Source organism: Aeromonas crassostreae (assembly GCF_054052445.1).
This window is the reverse complement of record NZ_JBSTYM010000001.1, coordinates 140,373-151,872: the sequence shown is the minus strand read 5'-3', so window position 1 is coordinate 151,872 and position 11,500 is coordinate 140,373. Positions and strand designations below refer to the sequence as shown.

General features: G+C 65.4%; 10 protein-coding genes. 5 read left to right on the top strand and 5 right to left on the bottom strand.

Going from position 1 to position 11,500, the window contains the following annotated elements:
- Positions 1-125: 125 nt before the first annotated feature.
- From ACW5W4_RS00660 to ACW5W4_RS00650, 3 genes are all read left to right on the top strand, one after another.
- Positions 126-1,763 (top strand): electron transfer flavoprotein-ubiquinone oxidoreductase, encoded by a 1,638-nt coding sequence (locus ACW5W4_RS00660; protein WP_456688056.1) that lies wholly within the window; start codon positions 126-128, stop codon positions 1,761-1,763.
- A 195-nt stretch (positions 1,764-1,958) separates the two neighbouring features.
- Complete coding sequence (gene corA, locus ACW5W4_RS00655) at positions 1,959-2,906, top strand: magnesium/cobalt transporter CorA (RefSeq protein WP_041992177.1); 948 nt, start codon at positions 1,959-1,961, stop codon at positions 2,904-2,906.
- Positions 2,907-3,055: 149 nt separating this feature from the next.
- Positions 3,056-3,529: a DUF2919 domain-containing protein gene (locus tag ACW5W4_RS00650; protein WP_456688055.1), complete on the top strand. Its 474-nt coding sequence runs from the start codon at positions 3,056-3,058 to the stop codon at positions 3,527-3,529.
- 69 nt (positions 3,530-3,598) lie between these two features.
- Here ACW5W4_RS00650 and ACW5W4_RS00645 read toward each other — a convergent pair whose 3' ends face one another.
- Both ACW5W4_RS00645 and mltA read right to left on the bottom strand, forming a co-directional pair.
- Entirely contained in the window at positions 3,599-4,354 is a 756-nt protein-coding gene (locus ACW5W4_RS00645; RefSeq protein WP_456688054.1) for a hypothetical protein, read from the bottom strand.
- Between the two features lie 145 nt (positions 4,355-4,499).
- Entirely contained in the window at positions 4,500-5,654 is a 1,155-nt protein-coding gene (mltA, locus tag ACW5W4_RS00640) for a murein transglycosylase A (RefSeq protein WP_456688053.1), read from the bottom strand.
- Positions 5,655-5,804: 150 nt separating this feature from the next.
- On the opposite strand from mltA, the gene ACW5W4_RS00635 reads away from it, so the two are divergent.
- Positions 5,805-6,050: a DUF1289 domain-containing protein gene (locus tag ACW5W4_RS00635; protein ID WP_456688052.1), complete on the top strand. Its 246-nt coding sequence runs from the start codon at positions 5,805-5,807 to the stop codon at positions 6,048-6,050.
- Between the two features lie 80 nt (positions 6,051-6,130).
- Here ACW5W4_RS00635 and fruA read toward each other — a convergent pair whose 3' ends face one another.
- From fruA to fruB, 3 genes are read right to left on the bottom strand one after another with little or no spacing between them, the layout of a single operon-like run.
- Positions 6,131-7,855, bottom strand: a complete 1,725-nt coding sequence (gene fruA / locus ACW5W4_RS00630) for a PTS fructose transporter subunit IIBC (protein WP_456688051.1) — start codon at positions 7,853-7,855, stop codon at positions 6,131-6,133.
- On the bottom strand, positions 7,852-8,859 hold the full coding sequence (pfkB, locus tag ACW5W4_RS00625; protein ID WP_456688050.1) for a 1-phosphofructokinase: 1,008 nt from the start codon (positions 8,857-8,859) through the stop codon (positions 7,852-7,854). The genes fruA and pfkB overlap by 4 nt, the downstream gene beginning before the upstream one ends.
- On the bottom strand, positions 8,859-9,959 hold the full coding sequence (gene fruB, locus ACW5W4_RS00620) for a fused PTS fructose transporter subunit IIA/HPr protein (RefSeq protein ID WP_427263478.1): 1,101 nt from the start codon (positions 9,957-9,959) through the stop codon (positions 8,859-8,861). Before fruB ends, pfkB begins: the two co-directional genes overlap by 1 nt.
- A 335-nt stretch (positions 9,960-10,294) precedes the next feature.
- Here fruB and cra point away from each other — a divergent pair, with 335 nt between their 5' ends.
- Positions 10,295-11,278 (top strand): catabolite repressor/activator, encoded by a 984-nt coding sequence (cra, locus tag ACW5W4_RS00615; RefSeq protein WP_456688049.1) that lies wholly within the window; start codon positions 10,295-10,297, stop codon positions 11,276-11,278.
- The last annotated feature ends 222 nt before the right edge of the window (positions 11,279-11,500 follow it).

Here is an 11,500-nt window from a genome sequence, read left to right as displayed (position 1 = left end):
GCGTTTCCTCGGGGAGGCGACATACACGCCTCCCATCAACTATTGCGTGCCGAGAGTTTACAGACGGGTTTACGTTTACGTAAACTAACACCACTACCCTAGGCCAAGTCGAGAGCAGAGGCAAGATGGAACGAGAAGCAATGGAATACGATGTGGTCATCGTCGGTGGCGGGCCGGCCGGGCTCAGTGCCGCCATCGCCATCAAGCAGCGCGCCCCGGATTGCAGCGTCTGCCTGCTGGAGAAAGGTGCCGAGGTCGGCGCCCATCTCCTCTCCGGCGCCCTGCTCGATCCCCGCGCCCTCAAGGAGCTGCTGCCGGATCGCTGGCAAGAGGCACCGCTTGGTATCCAGGTGCAGGATGATCAGCTCTGGCTGCTGCGAAGTGCCCACGGCGCCAGTCACCTGCCCCACTGGGCCCTGCCCCCCAGCATGAGCAATCAGGGTTGCCACATCATCAGCCTGGGCAACCTCTGTCGCTGGCTCGCCAGGGAGGCCGAGTCCCTCGGGGTCGAGATCTACCCGGGATTCGCCGCCAGCGAGCTCATCGTCGAGGCCGGAGTGGTCAAGGGGGTGCTCACCGGGGATCTGGGGCTGGATCGGGCAGGCAACCCCAAGGGGGACCATGTGCCCGGCATGGCTCTGCTCGGCCGCTACACCCTGCTGGCGGAGGGGGCCCGCGGCCACCTCGGCAAGCAGGCGATCGCCCGCTTCGCCCTGGCCAGCCACACTCAGCCCCAGCACTACGCCATCGGCTTCAAGGAGCTGTGGCAGGTACCTGAGGAACAGTCCCATCCCGGCCGGGTGCTCCATGGCAGCGGCTGGCCCCTCGGCGGTCAGGATAGGAGCCATGGCGGCTTCTATCTCTATCATCAGGGGGACCATCAGGTGTCGGTGGGGCTCATCGTCGATCTCAATTACCAGAACCCCTGGCTCAGCCCGTTCGACGAGTTTCAGCGCCTCAAGCAGCACCCCCTCATCGCCGCCACCCTGCGCGGCGGTGAGCGTATCGGCTATGGGGCCCGCGCCATCACCAAGGGAGGCTGGCACTCCCTGCCGCGCATGGATTTTCCCGGGGGCCTGCTGCTCGGCTGCGACGCCGGGACTCTGGATTTCTCCCGCATCAAGGGGATACACGGCGCCATGAAGAGCGGCCTGCTGGCCGCCGAGACCCTGGCCCCCCATCTGGCCCCAGGGATGGCCGCTGGCCTCAGCCTTGCCCACTACCAGCAGGCCCTGGCCGCCAGCTGGCTCGGGCAGGATCTCAAGGGGGCGCGCAACTTCGGCGCCGCCCTGCACCGATTCGGCCCCCTGCTGGGGGGCGCCTTCAACTGGCTGGAGCAGCGCCTGCTGCGGGGGAAAGGCGGGCTCAGGCTGCTGGACAAGGGGGAAGACTACCGCGCCCTCAAGGCCGCCAATCGCTGCCAGCCCATCGACTATCCCAAGCCGGACGGGCAGCTCAGCTTTGACCGGCTCTCTTCCGTCTATCTGGCCAACACCCAGCACGACGAGGATCAGCCCTGTCACCTGCGGCTGCAGGACGCCAGCATCCCCATCCAGGTCAATTTACCCACTTGGGCCGAGCCCGCGGTGCGTTACTGCCCGGCCGGGGTGTTCGAGATAGTCGAGACCGAGCAGCGCCCCAGATTCCAGATAAACAGCGCCAACTGCATCCATTGCAAGACCTGCGACATCAAGGATCCCAGCCAGAATATCGTCTGGACGCCCCCCCAGGGGGGATCCGGTCCCAACTACCCCAACATGTGATCCGACCAGGGCGGTTTTTTGGACAAACAGGATGAATATCAGCTGAATAGGCCCTGACATTGACGGCGAGCGCCTGTATAGTTCGCCGCAGTCAGGTTGCCCATCGGCCCCGCTATGCTTCATACGATCCCCTTCTCGTGATCGACGCCGCATGAACCTGTTCAACCATCCCACCCAAGACTTTAAGGGGGACAGATGATCACCGCCTACATCCTCAACAACAAGGTGCTCGACATCGTCACGCTCGGGCCTGACGACATCCTGCCCGACAACACGGTCTGGCTCGATGCCTACAAGCCGGACGGCGCGGAGCGAGAATGGTTGACGGGGCTCTTTCTGGAAGAGGTCCCCGACAAGGAAGAGCTCGACGACATCGAGGCCTCCGCCCGTTTCTACTGGGACACGGATGGCCTGCACATCCACTCCCTGTTCCCCCAGCGCATTGGCCGTGACACCAAGGGTGTCCACGTCTCCTTTACCCTGCGCAACAACCTGCTGATCAGCATCCGCGAGGACGACATCGGCCTGGTGCGGCTGATGCGCCACTATATGCGCCAGGACAGGCTGGAGGTGGAAGATGCCCTGGATATCCTGCTGGAGGTGCAAAACCTCAAGGTCGAATACCTCTCCGATCTCATCGAAGATGGCTACAAGACCCTGGAGAACACCGCCGATCAGATCTTCGAGCCCGACCAGATCAACCCCATGCTCAAGGAGCTGATGGCCCAGGAAGAGGCCAACGGCCAGATCCGTCTCTCCCTGCACGATACCCGGCGTGCCCTGCGCTTCCTCAAGCGCAGCCTGCGCCAGAAGATGAGCAACGAGCAGAACAAGTGGATCGACGAGATGCTCCACGATGTGGAGTCCCTGCTGCCCCACACCCAGTTCCTGTTCGACAAGATCAACTTCCAGCTCGAGGCCGCCATGGGGGTGACCAACCTGGAGCAGAACAAGGTGATCAAGATCTTCTCGGTGGCCGCCGTCATCTTCCTGCCGCCGACCCTGATCGCCAGCATCTATGGCATGAACTTCGGTCGCATGCCCGAGCTGCAATGGGAATATGGCTACTCCATGTCCCTGGTGCTCATGGTGATGTCATCCCTGGGCACCGGACTCTTCTTCAAGCGCAAGGGCTGGCTCTGACGCCAATCCCTTCATGAGCAGCGACAGGGGCCAGGGGCCCCTTCGTTTTTGCTCCCTCAGCCCCCGACTGCCCGCTTTTTCACTCCCTCCTCTTGCAAGCCGGGCCGCCGTCCCCATATCTGCAACACCCTTGCTTGAACTGGCGCCCCATGACCCTCTACCCCGACCACCGCTACGATGACCATGGCCAGCTGCGCCCTCCCCTCTGGTTCTGGCCCATCGCCCTGCTGCTGACCCGCGCCGTCTGGCTCTTTCTGATGGCAGGCGCCACCCGCCAGGGGGGCAGCGAGCTGCTGGCCCTGCTCTATCCCGAGCGCTGGAGCCTCTATTTGAGCCTGTTCACCGACCTGCCCGCCCTGCTGGCCCTGCTCGCCTGTGGCGGCACCTTCGCCAGCCCGGATGGCTGGCGGGCGCGGCTGCGGCGGCTGAGCCCCCAGCTGCTGATCGTCTCCGCCCTCGGCGGCCTCGCCATGCAGATCCACGCCCTGATGAGCCTGGGCTGGCAATTCAGCTGGCTCAACGCCCTGGTGCTGATCGCCAGCCTGTGGAGCCTCTGGTACCTGCTGAGAAGCCGCCAGCTTAGGGAATACGCGGCGGACAGGCCCCATGGCCCGGATGCCTGAATCGGGTGACATCCTGATCATGGCTGAACCTGATCTGGCGATCAGGCCGCCCCAGCCTGAGGGCCGGGCTCAGTTGAGGGGGGTCACCCGGATGGCCAGGGTCTGCTGGCGCGCCGTCTGGCCCAGGCTTGCCCCCAGGGCACTGCCCAGCCCCAGGGTTTGACCCTGCCGGCTGTCGGCCAGGGCGCCCACCTCGGTCCACTGGCCCGGGACGGCGTCCAGCTCGGTCGCGCTCTGGCCATGCTCAGGCACCCCCTGATCCAGGCTCGCCTGTTCGCTGGCGAGCCGGATCCGCACCCGATCCCCCACCAGGGTGGCGCTGGCATAGAGGCCGCTGACGATGGGCAACAGGGCCGTCACCCTATCGCCGCGCCAGCGATAGAGGCTGACGGGCCGATAGCTGCCCAGCTGCAACAGCACGGGGCGCCCGGAGAGTCCGCGGATCTGCCAGGCCTGCTGGCCCTGCTCGCTGCCCTGGCCCAGGGCCACCCCCGCCCGCCAGTCACCATCGCCACCTGGCCCGGCCCCCAGACTCATCCCGCGGGTATTGCTGTTTTGGGCCACCCGCCACTCGATGAGCAGCATGGCGGGGGGCTGATTGAGCCGCGCCACCAGCGCCTCGGCCTCCTGCAGCTGCTGCGCCGTGCCGCTCAGCACCAGCTGGTTGCCCATGGCGCTCACCCCCAGGGCCGGATAGAGGTCGCGCAGGCTGCGCACCATGGCTTCGGCCTCGAAGACGGTGATCACCTTCACTTCCGCCAGTGCCGGGCCCGCCAGCAGCCCCAGCAGCAGGCAGAGCGATCCCACCCTCTGTTTGATTTTCATATGGCACTCACCTCCCTCTCTTTTGCTCCCGCAAGGCTCAACCCTGGCGGCCCGCTTTGCCAGCGGCTGGGTAAAAAAAACCGCCGAACAACGGCGGTTTGATGGCATACATATTGTGTTGGGCGCCCAGCACAGAGCCTCTGGCTCAGAGCCAGGGGGCCGCCGTGGGGCCATGGCCCAGACCCAGCTTCCAGACCCGGCCAAAATGCTTGTAGTGGCCGGCGGCCACACCGGCCTTCTCCCCCATGCCGTGGTAGAGATCCAGGTGACCGCGTTTGACGGCGCCACCGGTATCCAGGGCGATGAGCAGGCGCAGCTGATGCTTGCCGGTCCAGTTGCCCACCTGATCCAGCAGGGGCACTTCCGCCAGTATGGGGGTGCCCATGGGCAGCAGGGTGCGATCGGCGGCGACCGAGGCCATGGCGAGCAGGGGAATGCCGGCCGAGCCGATCACGTCGTTGGTGGGGCGGCGCTCGAAGAAGACATAGGAGGGGTTCTGCTCCACCAGCTCCTTGACGCTCTCCTCCGGCTGGGCATTGGCCCACTCCTTGATGGCCTTGAGGGACATCTTCTCCTTGGCCACCTCCCCTCTGTCGATCAGTACCCGGCCAATGCTGACGTAACCGTGACCGTTCTTGCCGCTGTAGCCCAGGTATTGCAGACGATCATCGTCCCCGTAGTGGACGAAACCCGATCCCTGCACGTCCATCAGGAAGTTGTCGATGAGGGACTTGCTGTACCCCAGCTCCAGGCCGCGATTGGCCAGGGCGCCCCGGTGGATCTGGGCACGGGAGGGGCAGCGGCCGCCGCAGTTGGGCATGGCGTAGAGGGGGTACTTGAATTCGCGATCCGGGCGGTGGCGCACCTCCAGCACTGGGGAGTAGTAGCCGGTGAACAGTATGTTGCCCATGCGATCGGCTCCCCCCATCTGGGCCAGGCTGATGCCATATTGCCCGATGCGGGCGGGATCCCCCCCCTGGGCGACCCAGCGCGACAGCTGACGGTAGAGCTCGCCATAACGAGTCGCCATCCGGGTCGAACGCTGGGTCACCAGCTGGCTCTGGGCATGGAAGCGGCTGAAATCACGGGATGCCTGGCTGTTGACCTGGGTGACGTGCACCAGATCGCTGGGCAAGGTGCCATCGAGATACTGCTTGCCCAGGTTCTCCACCGGGGCACAGTTGAGAAAACAGGCCTCGTCGGCGGCCTTTGGCTTGGGGAGAGGGGCCGGCTGCGGCTCGCCGGCACAACCGGCCAGGCCCAGTACGGTTGCGGCCAACCAGTATGCGTGTCTGTTCATAAGTCCTCATTTAACACCGAGTGCCAGATTCGGCGTGGAAGATGCCAAATTTACCCGTGGAAAGCAAACGACCCGGGCCCTGAGCCAGACTATTTTTCCAATCCTTATCATCTGGGTTATAACAGGGTAACAAGGCATGAGGATCCGGGCATGGAACAGCTGGAAATCTTTCCCCTGCAGAGCCCCTGTATCGGGGTCTGTCAGTTGAACAACAAGGGCTATTGCAAGGGGTGCTTTCGCAGCCGGGACGAGCGTTACAACTGGCTCGCCATGACCCCGGGCCAGCAGCAGGAGGTGATGCGGCTGTGCCGGGGCCGCAAGGCCCGGGTGCTGGCGGCCAAACGCAAGGCCGAGGAGGCCGCCGTGCCCCAGGTGCAGCCGGGTTGGGACTTCTAAGCCCCCTCCCCCAATGAACAAAGGCGACCCCAGGGTCGCCTTTGTCGTTGCTTGAGCCGGCGTCACCTCCGCCGGCTGGCTCAGGCCGTGGCCAGCTTGGCCGGCGCCTCGGCGCGCTTGAGCATGGCGTAGCTCACCCCGGTCAGCAGTGAACCCGCGGCGATAGCCACTATGTACATCCACACATGGCTGATGGCATTGGGGATGAAGAGCACGAACAGGCCGCCGTGGGGCGCCACCAGTTCACAGCCAAACAGCATGGAGAGGGCACCGGTCAGGGCACCGCCCACCATGCAGGCCGGGATGACCCGCACCGGATCCTTGGCGGCGAACGGGATGGCTCCCTCGGAGATGAAGCACAGACCCAGCACGAAGGAGGCCTTGCCCGCTTCCTGCTCCGTCTTGATGAACTTCTTGCCCGCCAGGAAGGTGGCGATGCCCATGCCCAGCGCCGGGACCATGCCGGCCGCCATCACGGCCGCCATGGGGGCATAGGCCTTGGAGGCCAGCAGACCGACCCCGAAGGCATAGGCCGCCTTGTTGACCGGACCGCCCATGTCGAAGCACATCATGGCGCCGATGATGACCCCCAGCAGCACGGCATTGGCCGAGCCCATGTTGTTGAGGAACTCGGTCATGGCATTCATGATGCCGGCCACGGGGCCACCCACCACGTAGATCATCACCAGGCCGGTGAACAGGCTCGCCACCAGGGGAATGATGAGGATGGGCTTGAGCGCCTCCAGGGTCACCGGCAGGCGCACCTTGTCACTCAGGAACTTGGCGCTGTAACCGGCCAGGAAGCCGGCGACGATGCCGCCGAGGAAACCGGCCCCGAGGGAGCTGGCCAGCATGCCGCCAATCATGCCGGGCGCCAGGCCAGGACGGTCGGCGATGGAGTAGGCGATATAGCCGGCCAGCACCGGGATCATCAGGGCGAAGGCGGAGCCGCCGCCAATCTGCATCAGGGCCGCGGCCAGGCTGCCCTCCTCCTTGAAGGCCTCGATGCCGAAGATGAAGGAGATGGCGATGATGAGGCCACCGGCCACCACCATGGGCAGCATGAAGGAGACCCCGGTCAGCAGGTGCTTGTAGGGACCGGCCTTCTCCTCTTTCTTGACGGCCGCGCCGCCGCTGTGGCGATAGGGTTGGGCCTGCTGCCATGCCTTGTCCAGCTCGGCCTTGGTCTTCTTCAGGGCCGCGCCCGTGCTGGTGTGATAGAGGGGCTTGCCATCGAAGCGGGCCATGTCCACCTCGATGTCGGTGGCCAGGAACACCAGATCGGCGGCGGCGATCTCGTCGGCGGTCAGGGCGTTTTGGGCACCGACCGAGCCCTGGGTCTCGACCCGGATCTCGTAGCCGAGCTGCTTGGCGGTATTCTCCAGCGCCTCGGCGGACATGAAGGTGTGGGCCACCCCGGTCGGACAGGCGGTGACCGCCACGATGCGCTTGCGCGCGCCGCTCGGTGCCGGCGTCTGGGCACTCGCCTCGTGACGATAGGGGCTGGCGCCTGCTGCGGCGGCGCTTAGCACGGCGGCGGGATCTTGCAGCGCCGCGTCCATCTCGGCACGGTAGAGGCGCTTGCCGTCATAGGCGGCGAGATCCACCGGGGCGCTGGCCACCACGATGACCAGCTCGGCCTCGGCAATCTGGGCCGCCGTCGGCGCGGTGCGCGCCGCTATAGTGGAATGAATGTCGCCGATCAGCGTCCAGCCGGCCTGTTCGGCCTGCTGGGTGAGCCGCTTGGCGACAAGAAAACTGGTGGCGATGCCCGCCGGGCAGGCCGTTACCAAGATAGCTTTCATTGGGCATCTCCTGTGGATGTGTGTGATGTCATGTCCTTGCGATCGGCCTGATGGGCACCCTGGGGCGCCTCGGCATCCAGCCGCGTCATAGTCACTCGTTCGGCAATGGGATCCAGTGCCGCCGGGTCGGTGAAGCCGACCGCCACCTGGCTCACCGCCAGGGCCGAGGCGGCGGTGGCCAGGCGCAGGGTCTGCGCCATGGGCCAGCCCAGGCTGAGGCCGTGCGCCAACCCGGCCACCAGGGAATCCCCGGCACCGACCGTGCTCACCACCGTCATGCGTGGCGGTCTGGCCTGCCAGATCTCCTCTTCCCCAAACCAGACAACCCCTTCTGCGCCATTGGAGATCACCACCTGGCTCACTCCCTGGGCCTGCAGGGCGCGGGCGCACTCGGCCTGCTCCTCTAGGGTGCGGATGGGGCGACCCGCCCACTGGCTGAGCTCTTCGAGATTGGGCTTGATCAGGGTGGGACCCGCCGCAATACCGACTCCGAGGGCCGCGCCGCTGCAATCGAAGATCACCTGCTTGCCGCGCGCCTTGAGGCCGGTGATGAGCCGGGCGACCAGGGCGGTATCCACCCCCTTGGGCAGGCTGCCCGCCAGCACGAACCACTGCCCCTGCCCGGCCAGCGTCTCGATGACTTCATCGAGGGCCAGGATGGCGTCCTGGGCGATGGCGAGCCCCGGCAGGTTGAGATCCGTGACCCGGCCGGAGCGCTCCGACACCTTGACGTTGATGCGGGTGCTGCCGGGGACCCGCACGAAGCAGTCCTCCAGCCCCTTCTGGGCAAACAGGTCGACGAAGGCCTGCTGGTTCTCCTCGCCGAGCCAGCCGGTCAGGCTCACCTCCCGGCCCAGATCCTTCAACACCATGGCGACATTGATCCCCTTGCCCGCGGCACGCAGGGAGGCCTCTCCCACCAGGTTCACCTCGCCGGGGTGCAGCTCATCCAGGGCGGCGGTGAGATCGAGCGCCGGGTTGAGGGTAATGGTGACGAGTTTCATCAGTGCGCCCCCTCGCCCAACCCGGCGGCAATGGCTTCGCCTATGCCGCGCAGGGCCGCCTCGGCGTCCGCCCCTTCGGCGCGAAATTCGAGTCTGTGGCCGCACTTGACCCCCAGACCGATCACCTTCATCAGGCTCTTGGCGGAGACGGCCTCGCCGTTGCCATCGAGGTTGGCAACGCGAATGTCGGCCTCATACTCCTTGGCGACCTTGACCAGCATGGCGCCGGGGCGGGCATGGAGACCGTGGGGGTTGATGATGGTGAAGGTGTCGGCCAGCCCCTTGGCCGGTCCGTTTTGCAGCAGGGCCAGCCCCTCGCCGCCCGCCAGGGCATCGAGTTGGCCGGCGCCCGCCAGGGCCGCCAGGTTGTCGAGCTGGGAGAGATGGGATTCATCCTTGCCGCACAGCAGCAGCAAGGCCTTGACCGCCTGCTCGCCCTCCCCGAGGGGACGGGTCGGGGTCGCCAGCACCCAGCCGCTCTGCTGCGCCCTGGCGCTGGCCAGCCAGATCCCCTGGCCCAGCGCCGACGGCCCGCGCGCCATCAGGGCGCTCACCATGTCGGCGCCACCCCAACCGGCGGACTTGGCACGGGCGGCCGCCCCCAGCAGCAGCTGATCCAGATCGTCGGCGGGGAAATCGGCGAGACTCAGGAACTGCACCTCGGCCGGGGCGCTCGCTCCGGTCAGTATGTCGATGATGGTGGCGGCATCCCTGGCCTCCTTGAGGGACTGGGCGGCCTGCTCGTCCCCCAGGACCTGAGTGAGCTGGCGCAAGATCCCCAAGTGCTCGTCAGACTTGGCGGCGATGCCGATGGCCACATAGGCTACCTGGCCGTCGTCCCATTCGATCCCTTGCGGGAACTGGGCCACCATGACGCCGGTGTGCTTCACCAGATGACGGGTGTCCGTGGTGCCATGGGGAATGGCGATGCCGCTGCCAAGGTAGGTGGCGTGCTGGGCCTCCCGGGCCAGCATGCCCTCCACATAGCCCGCCTCCACCAGACCGGCCGCGGTCAACTGCCCAGCCAGCAGGGCGATGGCCTCTCCCTTGCTGGTAGCGACCTGGTTCAACAGGATCTGCTCTTGCGCCAACTTCAACATACTCTCTCTCCATCCGCTTGAGGCGGCCCGCTCGGCCCCCTGGATTGCGCTCAATGATAATGGGTGGTGATGATTGCCCGGGCGTGCTGCCCTGCCCGTTTCACAATAGACCTGGTTGTATCCTTTTGTGGGATTTATCAACCATTTGCCTCTGCTTGCTGACAAGCTGAATCGTTTCACTTACACTCAGACTGAATCGTTTCAGCTATTTGATCAAGTCCCCGCACTCCCCTTGCATCGATGATATGATCCGGCGCACACTTTTTGCGTCACGACCGCATGAGGAGGGTGGGATATTGCACTCTTTGCGCGCCAAACAAGACAGGGCCAACAAGATGAAACTGGATGAAATCGCCGCCCTCGCCGGTGTCTCGCGCACCACGGCCAGTTATGTGATCAACGGCAAGGCCGACCAATATCGCATCAGTCAGGCGACCCGCGACAAGGTGATGGCGGTGGTCGAGGCCCACAACTATCGTCCCGACAGCCGCGCCGCCTCCCTGCGCGGCGGCCAGACCCGCACCCTGGGTTTCATTCTGCCGGATCTGGAGAACGCCAGTTATGCCAAGCTGGCCAAGCGGCTGGAGCAGGGGGCCCGCGCCCAAGGCTACCAGCTGCTCATCGTCTGCTCGGAAGATGAGCCCCAGACGGAAAAGGTTCTGTGCGACATGCTGATCAGCCGCCATGTGGATGCCCTGCTGGTAGCCAGCTGCCTGCCCCCGGGGGATCCCTGGTATCAGGAGAAACAGGCCGGCGGCACCCAGGTGATCGCCATCGACCGGACCATGGCCCCCGACCGCTTCATCAGCGTCGCCAGCGAGAACCGCAAGGCGTGCGAGGCGCTCACCGCCTCCCTGCTGCGCCCGGGGTTGGCCCACATCGCCCTGATCAGCGCCCTGCCGGCCCTCACCATCAGCCAGGAGCGCCGCCAGGGGTTTCTGCAGGCCCTGAGCGCAAGCGAGGCCAAGCCGCACCTGTGCGAGGGGGAGCACTTCTCCCGCGCCGAGGGCTACCGCCTGATCGGCGAGCTGCATCGCCGCCTCGGCACCCTGCCCCAGGCCCTGATCACCACCTCCTACATCATGATGGAAGGGGTGCTCGACTACCTGCTGGAGCAAGAAGCCGACATGAGCCGCCTCGCCATGGCCACCTTCGGCGATGACCGCCTGCTCGATTTTCTCCCCTTTGGCATCAACTCCCTGCCCCAGCGCCACGATGCCCTGGCCACCCTGGCCCTGGAGCTCGCCTTTGCCGCCATCCATGGCGACTATCAGTGCGGCCTGCACTACATAGGCCGCAGCCTCAAGACCCGCCGCTGATCCCCCGCCCGCCCCTGTCCCAGGCAGGGCGCGGGCTCGCCGCCAGCCCCACCACGCTGCCGCCGAGTTTTTCACCAGCCTGCCGCCACGCTGTCACTATTTATTTCCAAGTATTACGCAAAAAAATGGTAGATCCCGCTATCACGGGCTTGTTTCCCCTATTTTGATCCGTTAGCTTGGCAACTCACTTTTACAAACGACAGGTTTTGAGTACAGATGCGT